The organism is Chryseobacterium camelliae (genome assembly GCF_002770595.1).
GTDB classification, from domain to species: domain Bacteria; phylum Bacteroidota; class Bacteroidia; order Flavobacteriales; family Weeksellaceae; genus Chryseobacterium; species Chryseobacterium camelliae.
Window position 1 is genome coordinate 2,584,089 of record NZ_CP022986.1, and the last position, 26,559, is coordinate 2,610,647.

Here is a 26,559-nt window from a genome sequence, read left to right on the forward strand (position 1 = left end):
TGAAGGTTATGGCCTCTTCAATTGCTTCAGAATTTCAGCCTCAACAGGTCCGGCTTTGTCTTATACAGATGAAGGATCAGTTCGCCGAACAGCGTGTTGGCCCAGGCAAACCAGGACCGGGTGAAATTTTCAGGATTATTCACGTCAAACGACTCATGGATAAATCCGGTTCCGGCATGGGTGTTTTTTAATGTCTTCAGACAGTAGATGATCTCTTCCTCATGATCTGTGGTCAGTGCCTGCATGATCAGGCCTAAAGACCAGATTTTATGCTCGCCGATGTGAGGGCCGCCTATTCCTCTGGCAAACCTCCCTGTACTGAACCATGGATTGGCATGGCTCAGGGAAAACTTTCTCGTGTTCTGATATAATGCATCCTCCTTTTCAGCATATCATAAATACGGGATTGAAAGCAGGTTGGGTACATTGGCATCATCCATGAACAGGGCATTTCCAAAGCCGTCAATTTCCAGAGCGTAAATCGCACCTGCTTCAGGATGCTTCAGAACGGCATATTTGCGTATGGCCGCATCAATTTCATCTGCAAGACCCATACAGTCCTTTGCCATAGATCCATCCTTAAAAACCTGTCTGAAAATCTCAGCGGTCTGTCTGAGCGAAACGACGGCAAACATATTGGATGAAATAAGAAACGGGTAAAATGTAGCATCATCGGAAGGCCGGAACATAGAATGGATCAGCCCTGTCTTTTGGGTTGGATTTCCATATCCGCCTGCAAACTGAGTATCCAGAGGATTTCCGTCAGCCCTCTGGAAATGGTAAGGCCCTTTTGAATCTTTCCTCTGCTGTTCCTTAAATGTCTGTACAATTAATGTCATAGCACTTTTCCAGTCGACATCCAATACAGATGCATCTCCGGTTATCTTCCAGTAATGATAGGACAGCCTCATCACATAGCACAGCGAATCCACTTCCCATTTGCGTTCATGGATGCCCGGCTTCATCTCGGTATGGTCATCTTTCCATTCGCTTACTTTGCCGGGATCATCATAAAAAGCGTTGGCATAAGGATCCAGCAGTACGAATTCAACCTGTTTATTAATGACACCTTTCAGGAGGTTTCTCAGTTTTTCATCTTTACGGGCAAGATTGAGGTATGGAAATACCTGCGCCGAAGAATCCCGGAGCCACATCGCATCGATATCACCGGTAATGACATACGTATAAGGCTTATTGTTCTTATGGTAAAAGCTGACAGTGGTATCCAGCGTATTCGGAAAGCAATTCTCGAACATCCAGGCCAGTTCCGGATCGGCAATTACTTTCTTAACCGAGCGTATGGTTTTCTCTACCTCCCCGGAAATGAACTTCCTTTTGCTGACCTCCGGCCTTCGGGAAATAAAACCCTCAGGTGATAAAAATTTTACAGGGCCCGGCAATAAGGCATATCCTAAGCCTATTCCGGATCTTTTAAGGAAACTTCTTCTGTTGAGCATGGTTACGAATGAATATGGATTAAAATTAACCATTTAAAATTATCCGCTAAAATTTTTCATCCGTTCAATTTTCCGTAAATTTGCACTTTAATTTCAACGGGAAGACATTCCGTCATCTGTTGAATGCTCAATCTTAAAACAGAATTTACTATGCTGTCAAAAATAAATCCTCTTCAGACGGAAAGCTGGAAAGCACTAACGGAACATTTTGAAAACAATGATTTTGACCTGAGAAACCTCTTCCAGGATAATGAAAACCGTTTTGAAGAATTTTCCATCAAGAAAGACAATTTCCTGTTCGACTATTCCAAAAACCTTATCGATGCAAGAACAAAAGAATTACTGCTTAATCTTGCAGAAGAATGCGAACTGAAAGATGCCATTTCCAAAATGTTTTCCGGTGACAGGATCAATGAAACGGAAGGAAGGGCGGTTCTCCATACGGCATTAAGGGATTTTTCCGAGCAGGAGATCCTGGTTGACGGTGAAAATATAAAACCGCAGATCAGAAGAGTCCTGGACCACATGAAATCTTTCTCCGAAAGCATTATTTCCGGACAGCATAAAGGTTTCAGCGGAAAAGAAATTACCGATGTGGTGAATATCGGGATCGGCGGCTCAGACCTGGGCCCGGTAATGGTATGTTCGGCACTGAAGCATTTCAAGACCAGGTTAAACGTTCATTTCGTTTCCAACGTTGACGGCAACCACATCGCTGAAGTGGTGAAGAATCTTAACCCTGAAACGACTTTATTCATCATTGCTTCCAAAACGTTTACCACACAGGAAACGATGACGAATGCCAATTCTGCCAAGGACTGGTTCCTTCAGAAAGGGCAGCAGGAAGATGTGTCGAAACATTTCGTGGCATTATCCACCAATGTGGAAGAAGTTAAAAAATTCGGGATCGCAGAAGAAAACATCTTTGAATTCTGGGACTGGGTTGGCGGAAGATACTCTTTATGGAGTGCCATCGGACTGAGCATTGTGCTTTCAGTAGGATATGAAAACTTCGAGCAGCTTTTGAAGGGGGCTTCTGATACGGACCAGCACTTCCGTAATACGGATTTCTCCGAAAACATCCCTGTACTGATGGGAGTTTTAGGGATCTGGTATCGCAATTTTTATGCGGCGACCAGCTACGCCATCCTTCCGTATTCCCAATACCTGGACCGATTCGCCGCTTATCTTCAGCAGGGAGATATGGAAAGCAATGGAAAATGTGTAGACAGAAACGGTGAATTTGTAGAATACGAAACAGGACCGATCATCTGGGGTGAACCGGGAACAAACGGGCAGCATGCCTTTTATCAGCTGATCCACCAAGGAACAGAACTCATCCCTGCAGATTTTATCGCGTATGCCAAAAGCCCGAATAAAGTTTCTGACCACCAGGACAAACTTCTGGCGAACTTTTTTGCCCAGACGGAAGCCCTTGCTTTCGGAAAGACAGAAGAGGAAGTGGAAGCAGAACTCAGAAGTTCCGGTAAATCTGACGATGAAATCGATGCTTTGCTGAATTACAAGGTCTTCCACGGAAACACCCCTACCAACTCCATACTATTCAACGAATTAACTCCATTCTCTCTGGGTCAGCTGATCGCATTGTACGAGCATAAGATTTTCGTTCAGGGAGTGATCTGGAATATTTTCAGCTTTGACCAGTTCGGCGTGGAATTAGGGAAAGTGCTGGCCAATAAAATTTTACCGGAACTTGAAAGCAATGAGGCCGTTAGCTCTCATGATTCTTCAACCAACGGTTTAATTAACTATTATAAAGCAAATAAATAATTTGAAAAAGAGAAACTAGATCAGGACATTAATTTTTCAATATTGATATGTTCTGAAGACTTGTCTGACTTCTAATCTCTGAAATCTAATCATCTAATAAAAAGTACAATGGCAGAAATTCTTGACGGACTGAAAGTATCCAAAGAAATTAAAGCGGAAATTAAGGCAGAAGTAGATAAGATCCTTGACAATAAGAGAAGGGCACCGCACCTGGTGGCTATTCTTGTCGGGAACAATGGTGCCAGCAAAGCTTATGTAAACAGTAAGGTAAAAGACTGTGAGGAAGTAGGCTTCCAGTCAAGCCTGGTTAAATTCCCGAGCACCGTTTCAGAAGCTGAATTGCTGGAAAAGATCGATGAACTGAATAAATCCAAAGCAGTAGACGGGTTTATCGTTCAGCTGCCTCTACCGGATCAGATCGATCAGGAGAAAATCATCAAGGCTATCGACCCCAGAAAAGACGTTGACGGATTCCATCCGGAAAACTTCGGTAAAATGGCCCTTGAAATGGACACGTTCCTGCCGGCTACCCCATTCGGGATCTTAACCCTTCTGGAGCGGTACAATATTGAAACCAAAGGCAAAGACTGTGTGATTATCGGAAGAAGCAAGATTGTGGGAAGGCCGATGAGCATCCTGATGGGAAGAAAAGATTTCCCGGGGAACTCTACCGTTACCCTTACGCATTCTTACACAAAAGATATTGAAGAATATACCAAAAAAGCAGACATCGTGATTACCGCCCTCGGAGATCCTCATTTCCTGAAAGGAGATATGATTAAGGAAGGAGCCGTAATTGTGGATGTAGGAATTACCAGAGTAGATGACGATTCTCCGAAAGGCTATTACCTTGCAGGAGATGTGGATTTCGACAGCTGTGCTGCAAAAGCCAGCTGGATCACGCCTGTTCCGGGAGGAGTGGGACCGATGACCAGAGCCATGCTGATGAAAAACACCATCCTCGCCTATAAGACTTCAGTCTATAACGACTAAATTGATAATGAACAGCGAAGAAAAAAATATTTTATTGCAAGAAGGTAAAATGCTCCCCGTAATGGAGCATTTTTACACTTTGCAGGGAGAAGGGGCACATACAGGGAAAGCAGCTTATTTCATCCGGCTGGGAGGCTGCGATGTAGGCTGCCACTGGTGCGATGTAAAGGAAAGCTGGAACCCGGACCTTCACCCATTGATGAGTGCGGAAGAAATTGCAGAAACGGCAGCAGCCCATTGTAAAACCATTGTGCTCACAGGCGGTGAACCGCTGATGTGGAATCTTGACATCCTCACTTCCAGGCTAAAAGCTCTTGGATGTACCATCCATATTGAAACATCAGGAGCCTATCCTGTGAGCGGACAGCTGGACTGGATTACCTTATCGCCGAAGAAAACCGGACTCCCGAAAGAGGAAATCTACCAAAAGGCCCATGAGCTGAAGGTGATTATTTTCAATCAGCACGACTTTACCTTTGCTGAAGAACAGGCCGCCAGGGTTTCTGAAAGCTGTAAGCTGTATCTTCAGAGCGAATGGAGCAAGCGTGATGAAATGTATCCTAAAATCACCGATTTTATTCTGGCCCATCCGCGGTGGCAGGCTTCCGTCCAGACCCATAAATATCTGAATATCCCTTAAAATTACGTACATTAGCTCCTTGTATCGCTAAAAGAATTAGATGCAGAGAATTCGATATTCGAGATATGTGAAATCGATTATTATTTTGCTTGACCTTCTGGTTATTGCATCGGTCTTCATATTCTTTTTTGTGAGCAGGAACGAACACCTGAAGTACAATCAGGAAACCTGGTATCAGAACATGTTTTCCCTGATCCTGCTGTTTTTATTCTGGATGCTGCTAAGCGGCAGGACAAAAATATACAATATCGCAAGGAACCTTACCTATACCCTGTTTCTGGAGCGGTTGCTGATCCATTGCCTGCTGTTGATCCTCGGCATCCTGCTGATCAGCAAGGTGAGCTATAATACCTTTTTCAATTCGGATGTATACTGGCTTTCTGTATATCTTTTCTGCTTTATTTTCCTGGTTAAATCGCTCATTTACTTTGCTATCAAATATCTTCGGAGCCTGGGGATCAATCACAGGAATGTAATGTTCCTGGATGAAAATGCGGCCACGGACGTCCTGAAGAATATACTCACGGAACGGAAAGATTACGGATATAAGATTTTTGATTACGGTGCAGCGGAAATTAATGCGGACTTATTGGTCAGTTTCTGGAAAAAGAATGGCATCTATACCCTGTTCCTTCCCCTGGAGAATTCCCTCAGCGAAGACACAGAGAAAGAGGTCTTTAAGCTGGCGGAAAACAACAAGGTACATATCTCCCTTGTGCCCAGTATTGCACAGAGCGATTTCCTGTTGTATGACATGGGCTACATCCAGACCCAGCCGGTCCTGAACCAGGCCAGGTACCCTCTCGATTACTTTTCGAATTTTCTTTTAAAAAGAATCTTTGATATTGTTTTTTCGGTACTTATTTTGGTACTTATCTGTTCATGGCTTTTTCCGGTTATTGCACTGGTCATTAAAATGACTTCAAAAGGCCCTGTATTCTTCATCCAGAAGCGATATGGCTTTCATGAAGAGGTTTTTAACTGCATTAAATTCAGGACTATGGTGGTGAATGATGAATCGGCAATACGTACAACCTGTGAGAATGACAGCAGGATAACCCGTTTCGGAAGTTTCCTCAGGAAAACCAGCCTGGATGAGATGCCTCAGTTCATTAATGTATTGAAAGGAGAAATGTCCGTATCAGGCCCACGGCCCCATATGCTGGCTGTTGACCAGTATTACAAGCCTAAAATAGGAAGGTACAGCCTGAGGAGCATGGTAAAACCGGGTATTACGGGCCTTGCTCAGGTAAACGGTTTACGGGGTGATTCCGGGGATGTTGAAGTGGAAATGAACAAGCGGGTGCTGGCTGATACTTTTTATGTACGGCACTGGAGTTTCATCATGGATCTAGTGATTATTGTAAAGACAGTAGTACTGGTGATCGCCGGAGATAAAAATGCAAAATGAATAAAGCTTTAATAAAAAAAGTCTAATTTAGCGATATGTTAAAAAAGTTTTTTACAGCCATAGGAGAGTACATGATCCTTTTGGGCAAATCTCTTCAGAAGCCCCAGAAAATGAGAGTTTTCTGGAAGCTGTTTATGAGGGAAATCAATGATCTCGGGGTCAATTCTTTTGGCTTGGTCATCTTCACTTCCATATTCGTAGGAGCGGTAGTCGCCATTCAGATGTTTAACAATTTTGATGCGTCTTCATTCCCTATTCCTCCTTCATTTGTAGGATATGCGACCAAAGCCGTACTGGTACTGGAATTCTCTCCTACCATTATCAGTCTTATCCTGGCTGGAAAAGTAGGTTCTTATATTGCGTCCAGCATCGGTACCATGAGGGTATCCGAACAGATTGACGCCCTGGATATCATGGGGGTTAACTCACCCAATTTCCTCATACTCCCCAAGATTATGGCCTGTATGATTTTCAATCCCCTGCTTATTGCCATCAGCATTGTGTTCGGGATTGGCGGAGGCTACCTTGCCGGCATCTTAACAGGCAACTGGACTGAAAATGATTATGTTACCGGGATCCAGATGTATATGCCGAATCTTTTTGTTTATTATGCCTTTACCAAAACCATTGTATTTGCCCTTATTATTGCTACCGTTCCTTCCTATTTCGGTTATTTCGTAAAAGGAGGATCACTGGAGGTGGGTAGAGCCAGTACACAGGCGGTAGTATGGACCATGGTGTTCATCATTATTTCGGAATTAATTTTAACCCAGTTAATACTAAGCTGATGATTGAGGTAAAAGATCTAAAAAAGAGTTTTGATCAGGTTGAAGTGCTTAAGGGAATTTCAACGACGTTTGATAAAGGAAAGGTAAACCTCATTATCGGGCAGAGTGGTTCCGGAAAAACGGTTTTCCTGAAAAGCCTCCTGAATGTCTACCAGCCTTCTTCAGGAGAGATCCTTTTTGACGGTAAAGATATTAATGTGATGACCAGGGATGAAAAGCAGCACCTTCGCTCTGAGATCGGTACGGTATTCCAGGGAAGTGCCCTTTTTGACTCATTAACCGTAGAAGAAAATATCATGTTCCCGCTGGATATGTTTACCAATTTAACATTCAGGGAAAAAAAGAAGCGGGTTTTTGATGTCATCGGCAGGGTGCACCTTGATAAGGCCAACAGAAAATATCCTTCTGAAATCTCCGGAGGGATGCAGAAAAGGGTTGCAATTGCAAGAGCGATTGTAAATAATCCTAAATATCTGTTCTGTGACGAACCGAATTCCGGGCTGGACCCTTATACTTCCAATGTGATCGATGACCTTTTGCTGGAAATCACGCAGGAATATAATACCACAACTATTATCAACACCCACGATATGAATTCCGTAATGACGATTGGTGAAAAGATTGTTTATTTACGATTGGGTATTAAGGAATGGGAAGGGAATAAAGATATTCTGATTACTGCCGGCAATAAAAACCTGATTGATTTCGTTTATTCATCAGAGTTGTTTAAGGAACTGAGGGAATATTTACTGGAGAATAACAAAACTATTGATAATACAATCACTAAACTAGACGATAATGAAAAAGGTACTTAGTATAGCATTAGTTAATGCAGCCCTATTCGCTTCCGCGCAGATTTCCTTTGCAGGTAAAGCCAACCTTATTTTTCCTACAGGATCTCCTTCCTGGAAGAATATCAAAGGGACCGTTAATACGGCTGTTGAAGGAGAAGGAAAGAACAATGCAGGCTTCAATGTAGGTCTTTCGATGAAAGTAGGCATTCCTATGGCTTTCTATGTGATGCCGGAACTGTATTATACCCATTTTAAGAATGAGTTTACAGCTGCCAATACCACATTTGATATTCAAAGCAACAGAGTGGACCTTCCTGTCCTTTTAGGATATAACCTACTGGGAAACACACTGAGTGCTTTTGTAGGCCCGGTAGCCAGCTATAACCTGAGCAAGGAAGACACCTTCAACGACTTCAGGGAAAATGCAAGGGATAACTTTACGGTAGGTTACCAGTTCGGAGCGCAGGTAGAATTGAAGCAACTGATTATCAACGCAAAATATGAAGGTTCCTTCAGCAAGGATTCCCGGGATTTCATCAACAGGGTTTCCGGTGAAGAGATCAGATATGACAACCGTCCTAACTTATTTATGGTGGGATTAGGATATAAGTTTTAAAACCTAAACCCTTCTACTGCTAAAAAAAATTAAATCCTCAAATATTAAATTTGAGGATTTTGATTTTTATAGGAAGCTTCTGCCTGTATTTCCGCTTCTCTTCTCGCCAGTTCAGCGGCCTGTTTCTCAAGCTCTTCTTTCTCCTGTTGCAAACGTTTGTATTCTCTTCTTTTTTCTTCTTCCTTCACCGCACTGCCTTTACTAACATATCCTACCATTCCGCCTATGATGAGGCCGATCCCGATGCCTGCCATAACGCCCATGACGTGGGACAGGGTAATTCTTTCTACGGTAAAATCTGTCGTCAGGTAAAATAATAATGCCGATATGGCTAAAAGTACAATTCCTGTAATTGATAAGCTTTTCATAATAATGTGTTTGTTTTTAGTTAATATAAAGAAAGCCTTATTCCATAGATACTGATCCGGATAAGGCTTTCTTCATGATAGATTAAAGTGTTGTTGTTGATTTATATTTTTCCTCCGGCTGCCCTGTAGTATTCGAGAGCTTTCGGAAGGTCTTTCTGAATGTCTGAGATTCTAGTTTCAGGATTCGGGTGGGTAGATAAGAATTCCGGTTGTCTGCTTCCTTTTGACGCTGCTTCCATTCTTCCCCAGAATGCGGTCGCTTCCCGAGGATCGTAACCTGCCATAGACATTAGGTAAAGCCCCATTTCATCAGCTTCTGATTCCTGATTTCTACCGTATTTCAACAGGGCAACCTGCGATCCGATCGGATATACCTGCTGGAAAACACTTGCCCATTGTGCATTGGAAATCGTACCGCCGAGAATGGCTCCGCCATATTGCGCTACCATCGCCTGGGAAATCCTTTCGTTACCGTGTCCGGCAAGGGCATGGGAAACTTCGTGTCCCATTACTACGGCAAGTCCGTTATCATTTTTAGTGACCGGCAAAATACCTGTATAAACGGCAACTTTACCGCCGGGCATACACCATGCATTCAGTTCGTTGCTTTGGATCAGGTTGAATTCCCAGTTATAATTAGCCAGATCAGCAGATCTTCCTATGTTCTGATAGTATTTCTGGGCGGCAGCTTTTATCCTGCTTCCCACGTTAACCACTCTCCTGGCATCTGCAGTTCCAGTAATAACTTTGGATTTTGAAAGCGTTGTCCTGTATTCCTGTGCAGCCATCGTTGCTATTTCAGAATTATTAGCCAGCTGCAATGAAGATCTTCCGGTAATAGGGTTGGTTGTACATGCCATTACAGAAAGTGCTATTGCGGACGTTCCTAATAAATGTTTTATTTTCATATTCCGAGTGTTATTTATTTCAACTTTAACAATTATTATTCCAAACAAATGAAGCTTGCTATATTTGCATGCATTTTGCTCTCTACAATTCCTAATTATCCTATCATGAAAAGACATATTCCGTTTTTGGCCCTGCTTGGTTTTTTATTTTTTTTCCAGAACTGTTCATCCCAGGGATCTCTTGATTCCAAAACGGTAGACACGCTGGTTAACTCACAGGAATTTACGTTTTATGCGCAGAGGGCAAATCCTATGAACTATGATGTGATCAACGTTATGAATTCGATTCCTAATTCCGCATCATCCAATATCTTACAGTTGAACGGAAACTATACGGTAGTTGTAAAAAACAATATGCTGGACGTTGCTTTGCCTTACTTCGGAAGGGTATTCAACCCTACCTACGGTACGGATAACAGCTTCAGGTTCACCACAAAGAATTTCACCGTCAATAAATCCCAGAGTAAGAAAGGCAACTGGGTCATTAGGATAAAACCTGACAGGAATGATCAGAAGAATATTGATGAAATTACCATTGAAGTCTATAAAAACGGAAGGGCTTTTACCTCTGTACGAAGTACTGACCGGCAGCCGATCACCTACACAGGGTACATTTCAAAAAATGAAGAAACAGCCAAACCTTAGGGCTTTTTAAAAAGCACGTTTTCAACAAATATTTTTGCTTCGGTACTGGGATTGGAGATCCTGTCCGAAGCATTTTTTTTATGGGCAGCATAGGCTTCTTCTACAGAAGCATCCTTTTTCATCATATTCAGCAGGTAATGCTGCACCCAGTATTCAAACCTTTTTTCTGCCTGCTGTTTTCTTACCTCAGCAAAGCTTCCGGATTTCTTTTTAAGAGTGATAAACGCATTAATGTGTTCAAAGACTTCACTCAGTCCCTGGTTCTGCAATGCGGAACCTAACATCACCGGCACTTTCCAACCTTTTTCCTTCGGGGGCATAAAATCCAGTGCACGCTTGAGTTCGAGCCTGGTATTTTTGGCTTTGGAAAGGTTATCCTGATCCACTTTGTTGATGAAAACAATATCTACCATTTCCATAATGCCCCGCTTGATGCCTTGTAGTTCGTCTCCTCCCCCGATGATCTTCAGGAACAGGAAAACGTCGCTGATATCCGCTACCAAAACTTCGGATTGCCCTACCCCTACGGTTTCGATTAAGATATAGTCATATCCTGAGGCTTCACAGATCATCATGGTTTCAAAAGTCGTATTGGCTACCCCTCCTAAAAAGCCTGAGCTGGGAGAAGGGCGGATAAAGGCATTTTCTTCCCGGGAAAGCTCTTCCATACGGGTTTTATCACCTAAAATACTGCCTTTATTAACTGAAGAACTGGGATCTATGGCCAGGACAGCCACTTTTTTTCCATTGGCTATGGCCAGTCTCCCGAAATTCTCTATGAAGGTGGACTTTCCGGCTCCAGGAACTCCGGTAACGCCTATCCTGAGCGAATTTCCTGTAAAGGGCATGATCCTTTTAAGCAGATCCTCTGCTTGCTGCCGGTGTTCTGCCTTTTTACTTTCAACCAGGGTAATGGCTTTTGCAATCAGGCGTTTGTTTCCTGACCGTATCCCGTCAATAAGCTCTTCTGTAGAAAATTTCATTAGGTCAAAAATATAAAATAACCGGGAGAATCCTTTCCCAGCCTTTAATTTTATTGTTTCTAAATTAGGTTGGGCTTTATCAACCGCTAGCGGAATTGATTACATTTGTTTTGTTAAGCCTAAATATCGGATATGAAAAAATTCATCGCTGCAGCATCATTTACTGCTGTTTTATTGATTTCCTGTACGCCTAAGACCCAGACTCCTACAGCAGCTACAGGCCCTGCAACTTCCACCGCAGAACAAATTGCCCAGGGAAAAACCATTTTTGAAAATTCATGCGGAAGATGCCACAAGCTTCCGGACCCCTCCAGCCATACTTCTGTACAGTGGGTAGGAATCATGAATTCCATGGCGCCTAAAGCTAAGCTGACAGATGAGCAGCATCAATGGGTATATGACTATATTGTCTCTGCCGGAAAAAAATAAGTTCGTATCAATTCACTAAACACTACCATATGAAAAATTCAGTTCTGATCCTGATGGCTGCCGCAGCATTCCTTACCTCATGCGGACCGAAAAGCACTGCTGTTACAGGACCCAAATACTCCTCCACCGAGAAGATTGCCGAGGGGAAAACGATTTTCGAAAATTCGTGTAACCGCTGCCATAAGCTTCCCGATCCTGCGAAGCATGACGACCAGGGATGGATAAAAACATTAAGCAGGATGGCCCCAAAAGCTAAATTATCCGATGAGCAGCATCAGATGGTGTATGATTATCTGGCTTCTGCCAATAAAAAATAAGTTTTCGGAGAATGCTTATTGAGTGATCGTCCAGGACAGTGATCTTCTCCGGGAGCTGATTCATTGTCCTGATATAAAAAATTACAAAAAAGGAGGCCTATCCGGCCTCCTTCCTATTCCTTTTATTCTTTTTCGCTTTCTTTTCAGGCATTTTGCCTTTAATCAACTTTTCCCTTTCATTCAGGAAATCTGTCATTGATTTATGATAGCTGAACTTTTTTGCTTCTTTGAGGTACTGCAAGGCTTTTTTATACTCTTCTTTCTTTTCATGCAGAAAAGACTTCCTGTACAGCAAATCTGCTTTGGCAATCCCTTTTATTTTCAGGGCATAGGCAATCAGTTTTTCTGCTTCATCATAATCTTCATGATCGATAAGGCATGAAATATAGTATTTCGGGGTATTGACATTGCTGACATTGCTCTGCATTGCCATTTCAAAATACGATTTTGCCGTCTCATAGTCTTTAAGGGTTTCTGCATAGATCCTTCCCATGAGGCACAGGCTGTCTGCATCTTCCGGATCATAAGAAAGCGCATAGTTCAGGGCTTCCAGGCAATCCGGAAGGTTATAGGAATAGTTATCCAGCACTTCAAAATAATATTTGCTTTTAGTTAAGGTCATTGTACTCGTTTTTTAATTGGGTTTTTAAAGCATTCCGCTGCTTTTTAAACGACCGGTCCTGATGGTGATTCTTAAAATCAGTACCGGTAAAAGTGCGTACGGGATTTCCTCTTTCAACCTGAAGATGGTTGTTCCAGGTATTCTGCATCCTTTTTTCCAGCTGTCTGATATGAAGTTCCACGATCTTTTCGCGTAATCTCATTACCGCCAGTTTCTTATTTTCCAGCTGGGAACGTGAATCCTGGGCAAAAACACTGATTCCGGTGGGAATATGCGTCGCCCGTACCGCGGTATTGACTTTATTCACGTTCTGGCCGCCGCTTCCCTGGCTTCTGGTGGTCTGGAACCGGATGTCTTTTTCACTGAACGTGATTTCGTTCAGTCCTTCCAGTTCAAAAATACCGATATACCAGTTGCTTCTTTTGTGCAGCTTACGGAACGTGCTTTTCCCCGTCCAGCAAATACTTCCGGTCCAGCTTTTCAGAAAACCAGTCAGGTGCTCTTCTTTTGCTTTAAGGAGCAGGGTAACGGATTTGAGGGTGAGATTTTCATCACCATTCTCGCGGTGAATGATTTCGTAATCTATTGTATTGTCTTTTGCCTCCCCGAGGAAAGCCTTCAGTACCCGGGCAACCACCCACTGGCATTCCAAAGGCCCTCTTCCCGAGGTGATCTGTATTAATTTTTCCATGTTATTGAGGTATTTTGCTGAGTTCAGGATGGCCGATGGGATCAATATTCTTATCCAGCAGCCTTTTCGCCGCCATCACAGCCCAGCACTTATCGCTTGAGTGGATATTTCTGTAAAAGAAAAGCAGAACCTGCGGTTCAGGAACGGTAAAGCCGTTTACTTCAATAGTGCGCAGATCGTCCCGCTCAAAAAAATCTATTGTGATCCTGAGCAGCCTGCCGGTTTCCGTTTCTACGGTTTTTTCATACCGCCTGAAGTTTTCTGCGCTCGGCAGATGGTCATACCGGGTCCAGACTTTGGAAAATCCTTCCTGATGAAGCAGCAGTACGACTTCCGCTACATTCTCCCTGGTTACAAAAATATCGATGTCTTTATGGTCATGGGCGTGCTTGTATTCCGTATGTCCGTTTTCAGACATGAAATGCCAGGCCCAGCCTCCTGATATAATGACTTTATGTTTTAATTGTTCTAAAATTTCCAGGCCGTACTGAATTCTGTATTCCGGCCATAGTTTTCCGTATCTTCTGGTATTATGTGGTGCTCCCATTTGTTTTTTAAGTTTAATTGTAGGATTTAGGTTGTCAGGGGTAAAATGCAGGATCAGCATGTCTTTAACTTATGACATAAACATTACTCATTACCTATTGCCTATTACCCATCACCATACCTCTCATCCTTTTCTTTAAGCCAGACAGGGTTAAACCTGCCCGGCTGATTCATTATTATTTATCCATCCTCACCATTCTCGGCTGAAAGGTTCCCAGGATATCCACCAGTTCGCTCTGTGCATTCATCACTTCATGGATGTCTTTGTAGGCCATAGGCGCTTCCTCCGTATTTCCGCCCATCAGGGTGACATTGTTGAGTTTAAGCTCTTTTTTGATGTCATGCTGGGTAAACCGGCTTCGGCATTCCCCTCTTGAGAAAGCCCTGCCGGCCCCGTGAGAAGCTGAATTCAGTGCTTCGGGATTTCCTTTCCCCCTGACAATGAATCCTTTTGCCGTCATGGAACCCGGAATCATGCCCAGTTCACCGGCATGAGCCGGCGTTGCGCCTTTACGGTGGACGATAACCTCTTTGCCGTTATGGATTTCTTTCCAGGCAAAATTGTGATGGTTTTCAATCCTGGCTTTCACGCGGCCGCCTACTGCTTTCACCAGCCTCCTGTGGATATCGTCATGGCAGGCAGAAGCATAATCTCCTGCAAGGTTCATGGCTGTCCAGTATTCAAGTCCCAGATGGGTATTCAGGTCCAGCCAGGCAAACTGCTGTGCTTCTTTGGGAAGCGGGCACTGTTCTGCCGCTACCCTGGAATAATACTGGGCGATTTCTGCTCCCAGGCCGCGCGAACCGCTGTGCGAAAGGATGCCTAAGTACCTGCCTTTGGGAAGCCCGATCTGCTCATCCTCTCCGGTAATTTCCACTTCACCGAATTCCACAAAATGGTTTCCGCCACCGGAAGTCCCCATCTGTTTTACAGCTTTTCCTTTCAGCCTCCGCAGTATGGGGATGAGATCGAATGTATCGCGTTCAAAAATCTCATGGTCTACATGTGATTTATGGGTTTCATACATTCCGAACCTGGTATGCTCTGCCAGTGCTTTTTCATACTTTTCTTTCGCGCCGTCAAGGTAGGAAACCGGTGTATCCAGAATGCTGAGGCTCATCCTGCATCCAATGTCCATACCCACTCCATAAGGAATGACGGCATTTTCCACGGCGAGTACTCCGCCAATCGGCAGCCCGTATCCGCTGTGGGCATCGGGCATTAGTGCGCCCTGTACCGATACCGGTAATTTCAGTGCGGTATACAGCTGGTTTTTGGCCTCGTCTGAAATATTGTTCCCAAAAATCTGAAAGGAAGCACGCTGACTATTCAGCATTCTTTTTTCAGTTTTCCGTGATGAGAGCAAAGCTTCTGCAATCTGTCCGAATGTGAGGTCCTGCTCAAAATGTTCCGGGTTCAGCAGAATATCTTTCAGGACCGACTTTACATGATGGATATTTTTAGTGGCAAAGTTCCGTTTCATTACTTCCAGGGCAATGTTGACGCTCTGGTTGTTCGGATAGCCTAATTTTAATATGTCTTTTCCTTTAAGTTTTAAATTTCCCATTGTTTTTGTTTTAGGGGTCGGACGTCAGATACCAGAGTTCAGATACCAGATGTTGGTATGGCTCCTGATTTCAGCTATCAAATTTCTGACGAAATGTTTAGTTCAATGCTGCCATCTGATGAATGGTCAGCATCTGAGCGGATGCCTTTTCTAGCTCTGATTGCAGCGGTTACCCCGCAGCGAGCCTGAAAGGCGAGCGAGGAGTAATAGCGGAAAGCAGGAAAAAGCTCCTGAAAAAAAGATCCGGGTTAAACTTAAGTTTGAATATTGCGCAATAAAAAACCCGGAACCTCTAGGCTCCGGGCGGTATATTTTGTACTGTTGTTCTAAGAATGTACCCAACCACGAAGCCTTACCACCATAAGCGGTAATCCAACTGTAGAAAAATGTTGTGCTTTGAACATTGCTTCGTTATTTTTAAAGGGTTAATACTGATTTTCAGATGCAAATATATGGCTTTTTCCGAATATGCAAAATTTTACATGAAAAAAACCTGAACGTTTGTTCAGGTTTGAGGGTATATTTTGGTGCTATATCAGTCTTTTGAACCCTGGCTGTCCATTTCATCTTCCATGCCGCGGGCATTTTCAGTGTCTTCCCTGTTCGATCCCAGGAAATAGATGTTGTGCCTTGCTTTGGCAATGATTCCGTCATATACTTCCTGTGACATGCCTGCCGGTGCACTTTCATGGCTGTCTGATTCTGCTCCTTTACGCTGTACCTGAATAGCGCCTCTTTCATTAAGGACGGTTTTCGCTCTCTGCGCTTCTTCCAGACTGTCTGTGTAGACAACAATATTGATTTTTCCTGCGCTTTCATTCCGGTAAGCATCCAATGCCTCCACATCATTGGCAAACACAAAATCCCAGAATCCTCTGTCCTTTACGTCATTCTGATGGGTTTCTCCGGACACGTCAGTGGCTGAAGTGGAATGTGAGACGATAATGTCCGAATCACTAAATCCATAATTTTTTAATTCACTCTTGATTCCTTCGGTATCTGCACCGGAAGGGAAAATTGAAACTACTGTATACGCCATAATTAATATTTTTCATTATCTATACAAAAAGCGTACAACTTCTGGTTCAGGAATTCTGTTGCAGGAATTTTTCCAGGATATCCACGGCACATTTCGGCAGGTTGGTTCCCGGCCCAAAGATAAAATCGGCCCCGTTCGCATACAGGAATTCATAGTCCTGCTGCGGGATTACGCCTCCTACAACAATCTCGATATCATCTGCGCCAAGCTTTTTCAACTCTTCCACTACCTGCGGAACCAGCGTTTTGTGGCCTGCTGCGAGTGAGGAAACCCCCAGGATATGGATGTCATTTTCCACCGCCTGCTTCGCCACCTCTTCCGGGGTCTGGAACAGCGGTGCGACATCGACGTCAAATCCCATATCGGCAAATGCGGTTGCCACTACTTTGGCTCCCCTGTCGTGACCGTCCTGACCCATTTTGGCTACCATCAGCCTCGGCCGCCTTCCTTCTTCCTCTTCAAACTTCCGGGTCAGGGCAAGTGCTTTTTCAAAATATTCGTTTTTTCCTGCGTTCATGGCATATACTCCTGAAATGGTCCTGATATTGGCCTTATACCTGCCGAAGCTCTCTTCCATCGCATCACTCATTTCCCCAAGCGTCACTCTTCTGCGGGCAGCCTCAATGCAAAGCTCGAGGAGGTTTCCTTTTCCTGTCCCGGCACTTTCGCGGATGGCTCGGAGGATTTCTTCAACAGCATCTGTATTTCTTTCCGCTTTTATGGTATTTAAACGTTCGATCTGTTTCCTGCGGACTTCCGTATTATCAATGTCCAGGATTTCTATTTCACCCTGCTTCAGGGCAGACCTGAACGAATTGACCCCAATGATGAATTCCTCACCGCTGTCGATCTTAGCCTGCTTTCTTGCTGCGGCTTCTTCAATCCTCATTTTCGGGATCCCGGCTTCTATGGCTTTGGTCATTCCGCCTTCCTGCTCTACTTCATCAATATATTTCATAGCTTCCTCAATCATCTGCTGGGTAAGGCTTTCCACAAGATGGCTTCCTCCCATCGGATCTACGACATCGCAGATCCCGCTTTCCTGCTGGAGGATGATCTGGGTATTCCTGGCAATTTTCGCGGAGTAGTCTGTAGGAAGGGCAATGGCTTCGTCCAGTGCATTGGTGTGCAACGACTGGGTTCCGCCCAAAGCTGAAGAAAGGGCTTCAATAGCGGTCCTGGTAATGTTGTTGAATGGTTCCTGCTCTGTCAGTGACCATCCGGAAGTCTGTGAATGGGTTCTTAAGGCTAAAGATTTAGGATTCTGGGGATTGAACTGTTTCAGTAAGGTCGCCCAGATATATCTGGCGGCCCTCATTTTGGCAATTTCCATAAAGTGGTTCATCCCGATGGCCCAGAAAAACGATAGTCTGGGGGCAAAATCATCGACATTCATGCCTGCTTTAATCCCGGTCCTTACATATTCCAGCCCGTCCGCCAGGGTATAAGCCATTTCCAGAACCGGAGTAGCACCGGCTTCCTGCATATGGTATCCTGAAATGGAGATGGAATTGAACTTTGGGATGTTCCGGGAAGTATATTCAAAAATATCGGCAATAATCTTCATGGACGGTGCCGGTGGATAAATGTAGGTATTCCGTACCATGAATTCTTTCAGGATGTCATTCTGAATGGTCCCCGAAAGCTGATCCTGCTTTACTCCCTGCTCTTCAGCTGCTACAATATAGAAAGCCAGGACCGGAAGCACGGCCCCGTTCATGGTCATGGATACGGAAATCTGATCCAACGGGATCTCATTGAAAAGAATCTTCATATCCTCTACAGAATCAATGGCCACGCCTGCTTTTCCCACATCTCCCACTACTCTTGCATGATCAGAATCATAGCCTCTGTGCGTTGCCAGATCGAATGCTACGGAAAGCCCCTTCTGCCCGGCAGCAAGGTTCCTCCTGTAAAAAGCATTGGATTCCTCGGCCGTTGAAAATCCGGCATACTGACGGATGGTCCAGGGCTTCTGAACATACATAGTGGAATAAGGCCCCCTAAGATAGGGTTCTATACCGGGAGCAGTCTGTGTAAGCGACCGATCTTTGATATCTCCTGCATGATAAGATGACTTCAGCTGAAGCCCGTCTTTTTCAAATGAATAGATTTCCCTGTTTTTTTCAGATATGGTAAATTGAGGAGTTTTGTTCTGAACTTCTCTTCTCATAATGTCAGATTTATTGTCCGGTTAAAATTACACATTTTCGGGAGAATACATTTTCATTAATTTCTATAAAAAAAAGCGTCAAGTATGACGCTTAATATTTGGTTTAATTCTATGTGGCTTTATTGGGATTCATAACAATCCGGGTAACCATTATGATTATTATCTGTACAATCAGGATTTTCTGGTGCAGGTAATGCTGGAGTGCTTTGATAGCAATTATTAACCTCAGTATCAATTGATTTTAATTCATAATCATTTGTTACAGTACCGTTCTCTTTAATTGTATTTATTTTTACTTCAATATTTCCATAACTTTTATTTGCTGTCTTAAAAATATCTAATGTTTGTGAAACATATTGTCCTGCCGGAATGGTAAAAGTTTTACCTTCAATAATGGTATTATTGCTGATAATTACAATATTTACTTGTCTGTTATTTACAGACAGAACATCAGAACTTGCATACAACTTGTACTTATTACATGGTGAACTATCATTATTTATTGAAGATTGATCAATAAAAATAACAGGAGTAACGTAATTTTCATCACTTAATGTAGTTTTTGACTTACTGCCTAAATGCTTAGATTGTATTGATTGAAAATCCTCATGACTATCATTTTGGAGATCTGAACCATTACAAGAATTGAGCAGAAACACAAGCACTGCACAAGAAGAGAATGATAATAATTTTTTCATAAATTTTTTGTTTTTATTTTAATACTAATATATCAAAGTTTTTTGATCCCCATTTCATACAGCGCAAAGGAAATAAGATCCGCATTTTCTCCGATGACCTGTTCCGTAGATCTTCCTGCACCGTGACCGGCATTTTTCTCAATCCGCAAAAGGATCGGGTTGCTGCATGCCTGCTTTTCCTGGAGTTCCGCACCGAATTTGAATGAATGCGCAGGAACTACCCTGTCATCATGGTCACTGGTAATGATCATCGTGGACGGATAGCAGGTTCCGGCTTTTACATTATGAACCGGCGAATAGGATTTTAGGTAGTCAAACATTTCTTTGCTGTCTTCCGCTGTTCCGTAATCATACGACCATCCTGCACCGGCTGTGAATTTGTTATACCTCAGCATATCCAGAACGCCTACTCCAGGGAAAGCCACTTTGGCAATGTCCGGACGCATGGTCATAGTAGCGCCTACCAGCAATCCGCCGTTTGACCTTCCTGAAAGGGCCATATACTGTTTTGAAGTATAGCCTTTGCTCTGCAGATACTCTCCGGCTGCAATGAAATCTTCAAAAACATTTTTCTTCTGCATCTTGGTTCCTGCGTCATGCCATTTCTTACCGTATTCGCCGCCGCCGCGGATGTTCGGAACGGCATAGATGCCTCCGTTTTCCATCCATATGGCATTTACTACGGAAAAAGCAGGCTGCAGGCTGATATTGAATCCGCCATAAGAATAGAGCATCGTAGGATTCTTACCGTCCATCTTAATGCCTTTTTTATAGCTGATCATCATCGGGATTTTCGTTCCGTCCTTGGAGGTATAAAATACCTGTTCAGAAACATATTCATCCGGATTAAATTTTACCTTCGGCTTTTGATACACTTCCGATTTTCCTGAATTTGCATTAAATTTATATGTGGTTCCGGGCGTTATATAATTACTGAATGAATAATACAGCTCTTTTTCTTCTTTTTTACCGCCGAAACCTGCCACATTCCCTTTTCCAGGAAGGGTAATTTCTCTGATGAGCTTTCCGGCCCTGTCCAGCTGTTTTACCTGATCCACGGCATCCACCATATAGGTAGCAAAGAAGTATCCTCCGCCTGTGGAGATGCCAAGAACATGTTCAGTTTCCGGGATTACATCTTTCCAGTTGTCCGGAGTAGGGTTTTTGATGCTGGTTTTCACCAGCCGCATATTAGGAGCATCCTTATCTGTAAAGATGTACAGATTATCGCCATCGGTATCCACAATACTGGCATTGATATCAAATCCTTTCACAACCTGCACAAAATCGCCGCCTTTCTTTAAATCTTTAATATACAACTCATTGCCATTCGTAGCATTGGCGGCAGAGATAATCAGGTACCTCTGGTCTTCGGAAACGCCTGCTCCAAGGTATCTCCTCGGGGTCTTTTCACCGCCGAAAATCAATTGGTCTTCCGACTGTTTTGTACCCAGCTTATGAAAGTAGACTTTATGTTTATCCGTCATTCCGGAAAGCACGGTTCCTTCTTTAGGCTTATCGTAGCTTGAATAATAGAATCCTTCATCACCCTGCCAGGAAATGCCGCTGAATTTCACATCAGTCAAAGTATCATCCATCTGTTTTCCGGTAACGGCATTCAGGATGATGATCTTGTTCCAGTCGCTCCCGCCTTCAGAAATAGAATAGGCTGCAAGATTTCCTTTTTTATTGAATGAAAGCTGTGCCAGTGAGGTCGTTCCTTTATCGGAGAACTTGTTCGGGTCCAGGAATATTTCCGTTGCCTTGGTTTTATTATGGGTTCTGTACAGCACAGATTGCGCCTGTAATCCATTGTTTTTATAATAGTAGGTATAATCGCCTTCCTTAAATGGTGCTGAAATCTTTTCATAATTCCAGATATCCCTCAGCTGATCCTTAATCTGCTCCCGGAACGGAATTTTAGAAAGATAGCTCTGGCTGTAGGCAACTTCTTCGTCCACCCACTTTTTTGTTGCCTGAGAGTCATTTTCCAGATCCCGGAACGGGTCCTGTACTGCGGCCCCGAAATACGTATCGGTCTGGGTTCCTTTTAATGCTTTAGGATAATTCATTTTCTGAGAATAGAAAGAAGCGGAATACAGGATTCCTGCTGTAAGTAATATGGGTTTAAAATTCATGTGAAAGGATTTCATCAAAAATAGGGAAAGTATCGGACATAAAAAAGCTGTCCTTCGCGGACAGCTTCTGTGCTAATCTATATTTTTAAAATAAGCCTCTTCCAGGTTCCAGGATAGGACTTCCGGCCCGCCATTCCAATAATATATATTTCCGTCTTTATATTTCTGGTACAACCTGAATGTATTGGCAATCACAACCTGCTTATCAGCTTTTTTAAAATGTAAGGTAAGGTTTTTGAGGTGCTTCTTCATTTCAGCCGCACTGAATTTTCTGATATCTTTTCCTTTCATATCCAGCGGCTTAGACGGTACTTTAACATTTATCCGGTACATAATTTCCGTCACTTTCTGCCCTGCAAGCTGTTGATCGTCAATATCCGATATGCTTTTGATCTGATAGTCCGCATTTTTAAGCTGGTCCAGCAGTGCTGAAAAATAATTTCGTGCATCCGGCTGGCAGGCTGCTGCTACCTGATCCGGGAGGGTGGAAAGGAAAATTTTGGTGAGATGGTCCACTTTATCGCTGAAATTCTGGTCCCGGACGCTTTCAGTGTCCAGAAACCGGCTGTTATAGACATTGAGCGCATCGAGCGATGGATTATCATACCTGACATAGGCATTAAAGTACAACTGAAATACCTTTTCAGGCTTTAAAACGGGATCCTGCGCCTGCAGCTGCTGTACACATAGCATCATCAGGAGCATAAAAAATACTCTACACTTTTTCATAGCTTAACTCTTTAATATAACTCAAAAAAAGACTCCTGATCAACAAGAGTCATTAAGGTATAAATATAGAATATTTTTATAGATTTTCTTCTTCTCCCTTCATTTTTTCAGCATTTTCTGCCATAATCACGGCATCTATCATTTCAGAGATGTCTCCGTTCATGTAGGCATCGAGGTTATACATGGATTTGTTGATCCTGTGATCCGTTACTCTTCCCTGAGGATAGTTGTATGTTTTGATCTTTGCCGAACGGTCCCCGGTAGATACCATAGTTTTTCTCTGGGCAGCAATATCTCCCTGAACTTCCTGAAGTTTTATATCGTAAAGTTTAGCACGGAGCATTTCCATAGCGAGTTCACGGTTCGCCAGCTGGGAACGTGCCTGCTGACATACCACTACCAATCCGGACGGCTTATGGGTCAGCTGAACCTTGGTTTCCACCTTGTTTACGTTCTGCCCTCCTGCTCCTCCTGAACGGGAAGTCTGCATTTCAATATCGGCCGGATTGATTTCCACATCCACTTCTTCCGCCTCCGGAAGGACTGCAATGGTAATCGCCGAGGTATGCACCCTTCCCTGGGATTCTGTTTCGGGTACCCGCTGCACCCGATGAACACCGGATTCAAACTTCATGATTCCATAAACGCCTTCGCCTTCCACTTTCATGATGAGTTCCTTATATCCCTTCGCCGCTTCATTGGCATCGGTTACCTCATGCCTCCAGCCTTTCGATTTGAAGTACATGGTATACATCCGGTAAATATCTTCCACGAAGATTGCTGCTTCATCGCCTCCCGTTCCCGCACGCAATTCCACGATAACGTTTTTATCATCGGCAGGGTCTTTAGGAATCAGCAATACTTTAAGTTCTTCTTCCAGTCCCGGAATTTTTTCCTGGGCTTCCATTTTTTCCATCTTAGCCAGGTCTACAAGATCCCTGTCTGATCCGTCTGCAATAATTTCATCGGATTCTTCAATCGTATCCAAAGCAGATTTGTACTGGTCATACACCCTTACGATCTTTCCCAGGTCGCTGTATTCTTTGTTCAGAGCAGAATATCTTTTCTGATCCGAGATCACATCGGGCTGGATAATAAGGTCTGCTACCTCATTATATCTTTGTTTTATTGCTTCTAGTTTAGGGACTAACGATTTAGACATGATGGAAATTTTGTGGCTGCAAAGATAAGAATTATTAATTCAAATTAAAAGCCGGGTATGGGTCTGATTTATAAAGTCTTTTGGTGTGAAAATGCTTATTAACAGAAGAGGCTGCTTCAAAGCAACCTCTTTTTAAATGATGATGTAATTGGCATTAAGGAATAATCATCTTCTGGATGGCTGTCCCATTATCTGCCTTCAGGTGGACCAGATAATTCCCGGCAGGATACGCTGCCCTGAATTCATACGTTCCGTTCTCCCGGTTCAGTTTAAATGAATCCATTTTTTTGCCGCTCATGTCATAGATGACAATCCCTGCATTTTTAGCTTTATAATACACCAGTCTTGCCTGACCGTTCTTTACAGGGTTATCTGCAACCTGCAGGGAAAGCCGGTGAGCCACATTCTCATCGGTGGAAAGGGATCCGGTATAATTTCCGAAAATCCTGAATTCACCAGGCTGGAGCGTGATAGGAGCTGTAGTGGAGGTTATATTTGAAACCGTATTGTCCATGAGGTTCTGCCATGCGCCGGTATAAGGGAAATAAGGCACCACATTCTGGACAGAAGTATTGTAATTGGCCAATACCACAATATTTTTTACGCCCGCGGTGAGCAGGTTGTCATATACATAAATCCTGGTGATGAGGCCATTCTGATCATTGGAAAGGTTGTTGGATTCAATCGTATAGGTTTTTGATTTAAATACCGGATTGGAATTCCTGATGTTGATGATCTGGGCCCAGGTATTATACACGGCCTTTCTGTTGGCGTTGGTATCATAACCCAGCGTGAATGCTACAGGCTTTTCATCTGTACGGCAGTTATTGTTGATTGTACCGTCCGTACATCTGTTGATGCTGAATTCATAGCCCAGTTCCCCGAACTGCCAGATCATTTTAGGCCCGGGAATGGTAAAGAACGTGGCCCCGAAAGTCTTCATTCTTTCCAGTGCCGTATTCAGGTTTTTAACATCATAAGAACCGTTGGCAGCACCATAAGCAAGGTTTTTAAACATCAACCTTTCTTCATCATGGCTTTTCCCGTATCCTACCGCACTCATATTGGTAAATCCATGAAGGGTATGATTCATCCTGTCGTAACTGCTGTTTTCCTTGTAGCCCATTGTATTCTGGTTGTAAGGATCGGTTTGCTTATTCCACATCAGGACGCCTTTACCTTCTGCGATGCGGTAATTGGCCCATTGCTGCTCTTCTGCATCTGTTCCCAGGTGTTCAAAGATCATGTAGGAATTAGGATCAATTCCCCATTGCTTATCGGCATAGTATTTCAGGATGTCTACCCTGTCCTGCTGATACGCATTGGTACAGTTTTCATCGTTGGCCGTACAGTTCTGGGTAAATCCTTTGGTAAGGTCCCAACGGAAACCGTCGATACGGTATTCGGTAAGCCATTGCTGCAGACATCTCTCCACATAATATTTCGTGGCGGCACTTGTATGGTTAAAATCATTGAATACACTGTACGAATGCTTTGCTACCTGGTTAAAATATGGGTTATTGGCCGCGACATCTCCGTATCCGTCGCCATCCGGATCGATATTCCAGAGCCTTACCAGCGGAGATCTTCCCGTGGCATGGTTAAACGCTACATCCAGGATGACAGCAATCCCGTTCTGGTGACACAGGTCTACAAATTCCTTGAATTTCTCCGGCGTACCATATGCTTTATCCAGCGCATAATGGAATGACGTATTATATCCCCAGGATACGTTTCCGTCAAACTCCATGATCGGCATCAGTTCAACCGCATTGATATTCAGGTTTTTGAGGTAGGTGATCTTGTTGATCAGCGACTGCCAGTTTTTTTCCTGCGTAAAATCCCTCAGCAGCAATTCATAGACAACCAGGTTATCTTTGGAAGGCCGCTGGAAGTTGGTTACCTGCCAGTTATAAGCAGTTTGTCCGGTTTTGAATGTAGAGACTTCAAAACCCTGCCCGGAAGGAAACGGCGGTAAACCCGGATAGGTTGTTGAAGAAATCCACGGGTCATCATAAGAGGATAAAATCTGTGGAGAATAAGGATCTGCCACTTTCTTAAGGTCATTAGTTCTGTACTGGAATGTATAAAGCTGCTGAGGCGTCAGACCGCTCAGTTCGATCCAGTAAAGATCAGGATTGGTCGTATCCCTTTTCATCAGGTAATTGTCATTGACCATCCAGTTGTTAAAACTGCCGATCACATGAACAAAGTTTTTGTAAGGTGCATATAAAGCCAGTCCTACTTTGGTATTGTCTGTAGGGTTATAATTAATGCCCTGTTTAATCCATGAAGGAATGGCCTGTGAAACCACATTTCTCGGAACCTGCACTATAAACGCCGCAGATTTGGAGGTAGATCCCTGGGTTGCGATCAGTTCCATATCGGCATCACCGCTTACCATATAACTGTACGAATAAGAAGTTGATGGTGAAGAACTGCTGTTCACAACTGCGCCATTGGCTTTCAGCTGAAAGGTTGCCGCGACATTCGTGGTCCCAGTCACCGTAACAGAATTTCCTGCCGGCACGGATGTAAGACCGTTGGCAACCGGATTGGTAAGGCTTAAACTGAGTACTCCTACATTCACAAAATTATCTGATGTCTGATGGGCACCTGTTTTATCCTTTAACAGAAACCCGATCCGGCCGATCCCTGTCCTGTTGTACAATACAGTTGGGGTAAACGTTAAGGAATAGGTGTCTGTTGTTGCATTGTATGTCAGTTTGTTGAGATCATTGGAATTGTTCCAGCTTCCGTTGGTAGGACAGTCCTGACTGTTCTGGTAATTGGCATCAAGCGACCAGGTCCATATATAAATGGCATTATTGGTAACGCCCCATGCAGATTCATCGATCTGGTTCCCGGGTACCGTAAGCGTGATCTGATCCGTTTCATTGAACGGGTTCGGGGTAATGCTGTAACTGACCTGCCCGAAAATAAGGGCCATCACGAACAGCAGTACGCCTGAGTAAAGTTTTTTCATACTATTGATCTTTCTTAATAATTAAATTTTATTGTTTCCGTAAATTACTAAACTTCAACTTACAGAA

The 26,559-nt window shown here is 43.5% G+C and carries 24 protein-coding genes and 1 pseudogene; 10 read left to right on the plus strand and 15 right to left on the minus strand.

What is annotated here, in order from left to right; translation table 11 throughout:
• Positions 1-26: 26 nt before the first annotated feature.
• Positions 27-1,490: pseudogene (locus CGB83_RS11860) on the minus strand (glycoside hydrolase family 125 protein).
• Positions 1,491-1,607: 117 nt separating this feature from the next.
• Here CGB83_RS11860 and pgi point away from each other — a divergent pair.
• The 7 genes from pgi (at position 1,608) to CGB83_RS11895 (ending at position 8,490) form a co-directional block, all read left to right on the plus strand.
• Positions 1,608-3,248 (plus strand): glucose-6-phosphate isomerase, encoded by a 1,641-nt coding sequence (gene pgi / locus CGB83_RS11865; protein ID WP_100077579.1) that lies wholly within the window; start codon positions 1,608-1,610, stop codon positions 3,246-3,248.
• A gap of 108 nt (positions 3,249-3,356) precedes the next feature.
• The gene (locus CGB83_RS11870) at positions 3,357-4,241 is read left to right on the plus strand and encodes a bifunctional 5,10-methylenetetrahydrofolate dehydrogenase/5,10-methenyltetrahydrofolate cyclohydrolase (protein WP_100075970.1); all 885 of its coding nucleotides are present in this window, start codon (positions 3,357-3,359) and stop codon (positions 4,239-4,241) included.
• Positions 4,242-4,248: 7 nt separating this feature from the next.
• Entirely contained in the window at positions 4,249-4,881 is a 633-nt protein-coding gene (locus tag CGB83_RS11875) for a 7-carboxy-7-deazaguanine synthase QueE (RefSeq protein ID WP_100075971.1), read from the plus strand.
• A 40-nt stretch (positions 4,882-4,921) separates the two neighbouring features.
• Positions 4,922-6,292, plus strand: a complete 1,371-nt coding sequence (locus CGB83_RS11880; RefSeq protein ID WP_100075972.1) for an exopolysaccharide biosynthesis polyprenyl glycosylphosphotransferase — start codon at positions 4,922-4,924, stop codon at positions 6,290-6,292.
• Between the two features lie 35 nt (positions 6,293-6,327).
• Complete coding sequence (locus CGB83_RS11885) at positions 6,328-7,080, plus strand: MlaE family ABC transporter permease (RefSeq protein ID WP_100075973.1); 753 nt, start codon at positions 6,328-6,330, stop codon at positions 7,078-7,080.
• The gene (locus tag CGB83_RS11890) at positions 7,080-7,895 is read left to right on the plus strand and encodes an ABC transporter ATP-binding protein (protein ID WP_100075974.1); all 816 of its coding nucleotides are present in this window, start codon (positions 7,080-7,082) and stop codon (positions 7,893-7,895) included. The genes CGB83_RS11885 and CGB83_RS11890 overlap by 1 nt, the downstream gene beginning before the upstream one ends.
• Positions 7,879-8,490, plus strand: coding sequence for an outer membrane beta-barrel protein (locus CGB83_RS11895; RefSeq protein ID WP_100075975.1), 612 nt, complete (start codon positions 7,879-7,881; stop codon positions 8,488-8,490). The genes CGB83_RS11890 and CGB83_RS11895 overlap by 17 nt, the downstream gene beginning before the upstream one ends.
• A 44-nt stretch (positions 8,491-8,534) precedes the next feature.
• Here the strand turns inward: CGB83_RS11895 and CGB83_RS11900 are convergent, their stop codons facing one another.
• Both CGB83_RS11900 and CGB83_RS11905 read right to left on the minus strand, forming a co-directional pair.
• Positions 8,535-8,858 (minus strand): DUF1049 domain-containing protein, encoded by a 324-nt coding sequence (locus tag CGB83_RS11900; RefSeq protein WP_100075976.1) that lies wholly within the window; start codon positions 8,856-8,858, stop codon positions 8,535-8,537.
• A gap of 101 nt (positions 8,859-8,959) precedes the next feature.
• The gene (locus CGB83_RS11905; RefSeq protein ID WP_100075977.1) at positions 8,960-9,766 is read right to left on the minus strand and encodes a M48 family metallopeptidase; all 807 of its coding nucleotides are present in this window, start codon (positions 9,764-9,766) and stop codon (positions 8,960-8,962) included.
• Positions 9,767-9,871: 105 nt separating this feature from the next.
• On the opposite strand from CGB83_RS11905, the gene CGB83_RS11910 reads away from it, so the two are divergent.
• Positions 9,872-10,411, plus strand: coding sequence for a DUF4251 domain-containing protein (locus tag CGB83_RS11910; RefSeq protein WP_100075978.1), 540 nt, complete (start codon positions 9,872-9,874; stop codon positions 10,409-10,411).
• On the opposite strand, the gene meaB is transcribed toward CGB83_RS11910, so the two are convergent.
• Complete coding sequence (meaB, locus tag CGB83_RS11915; protein ID WP_100075979.1) at positions 10,408-11,394, minus strand: methylmalonyl Co-A mutase-associated GTPase MeaB; 987 nt, start codon at positions 11,392-11,394, stop codon at positions 10,408-10,410. The two genes, CGB83_RS11910 and meaB, sit on opposite strands and share 4 nt — an antisense overlap.
• A gap of 132 nt (positions 11,395-11,526) precedes the next feature.
• On the opposite strand from meaB, the gene CGB83_RS11920 reads away from it, so the two are divergent.
• Both CGB83_RS11920 and CGB83_RS11925 read left to right on the plus strand, forming a co-directional pair.
• Positions 11,527-11,823, plus strand: coding sequence for a c-type cytochrome (locus CGB83_RS11920; RefSeq protein WP_100075980.1), 297 nt, complete (start codon positions 11,527-11,529; stop codon positions 11,821-11,823).
• A 29-nt stretch (positions 11,824-11,852) separates the two neighbouring features.
• Positions 11,853-12,140 carry a cytochrome C gene (locus CGB83_RS11925; RefSeq protein WP_100075981.1) on the plus strand — a complete coding sequence of 96 codons (288 nt, stop codon included), beginning with the start codon at positions 11,853-11,855 and terminating at the stop codon, positions 12,138-12,140.
• Between the two features lie 97 nt (positions 12,141-12,237).
• Here the strand turns inward: CGB83_RS11925 and CGB83_RS11930 are convergent, their stop codons facing one another.
• From CGB83_RS11930 to CGB83_RS11980, 11 genes are all read right to left on the minus strand, one after another.
• Positions 12,238-12,762: a tetratricopeptide repeat protein gene (locus CGB83_RS11930; protein ID WP_100075982.1), complete on the minus strand. Its 525-nt coding sequence runs from the start codon at positions 12,760-12,762 to the stop codon at positions 12,238-12,240.
• Complete coding sequence (gene prfH / locus CGB83_RS11935; protein WP_100075983.1) at positions 12,749-13,453, minus strand: peptide chain release factor H; 705 nt, start codon at positions 13,451-13,453, stop codon at positions 12,749-12,751. The genes CGB83_RS11930 and prfH overlap by 14 nt, the downstream gene beginning before the upstream one ends.
• Before the next feature lies 1 nt (position 13,454).
• Positions 13,455-14,000 (minus strand): nucleotidyltransferase domain-containing protein, encoded by a 546-nt coding sequence (locus CGB83_RS11940; protein WP_100077580.1) that lies wholly within the window; start codon positions 13,998-14,000, stop codon positions 13,455-13,457.
• Between the two features lie 175 nt (positions 14,001-14,175).
• Complete coding sequence (locus CGB83_RS11945) at positions 14,176-15,567, minus strand: RtcB family protein (RefSeq protein WP_100075984.1); 1,392 nt, start codon at positions 15,565-15,567, stop codon at positions 14,176-14,178.
• Positions 15,568-16,102: 535 nt separating this feature from the next.
• Positions 16,103-16,606, minus strand: a complete 504-nt coding sequence (locus CGB83_RS11950) for a hypothetical protein (protein WP_100075985.1) — start codon at positions 16,604-16,606, stop codon at positions 16,103-16,105.
• 46 nt (positions 16,607-16,652) lie between these two features.
• Entirely contained in the window at positions 16,653-18,779 is a 2,127-nt protein-coding gene (gene scpA, locus CGB83_RS11955; protein ID WP_100075986.1) for a methylmalonyl-CoA mutase, read from the minus strand.
• 119 nt (positions 18,780-18,898) lie between these two features.
• On the minus strand, positions 18,899-19,477 hold the full coding sequence (locus CGB83_RS11960; RefSeq protein WP_100075987.1) for a hypothetical protein: 579 nt from the start codon (positions 19,475-19,477) through the stop codon (positions 18,899-18,901).
• A gap of 32 nt (positions 19,478-19,509) precedes the next feature.
• Positions 19,510-21,615: a prolyl oligopeptidase family serine peptidase gene (locus CGB83_RS11965; protein ID WP_100075988.1), complete on the minus strand. Its 2,106-nt coding sequence runs from the start codon at positions 21,613-21,615 to the stop codon at positions 19,510-19,512.
• Positions 21,616-21,687: 72 nt separating this feature from the next.
• A complete protein-coding gene (locus CGB83_RS11970) occupies positions 21,688-22,344 on the minus strand; it encodes a hypothetical protein (RefSeq protein WP_157761412.1) in 657 nt (218 codons plus the stop codon).
• 76 nt (positions 22,345-22,420) lie between these two features.
• A complete protein-coding gene (gene prfA / locus CGB83_RS11975) occupies positions 22,421-23,506 on the minus strand; it encodes a peptide chain release factor 1 (protein ID WP_100075990.1) in 1,086 nt (361 codons plus the stop codon).
• Positions 23,507-23,660: 154 nt separating this feature from the next.
• Positions 23,661-26,492: an alpha-amylase family glycosyl hydrolase gene (locus tag CGB83_RS11980; RefSeq protein ID WP_100075991.1), complete on the minus strand. Its 2,832-nt coding sequence runs from the start codon at positions 26,490-26,492 to the stop codon at positions 23,661-23,663.
• Positions 26,493-26,559 lie beyond the last annotated feature (67 nt).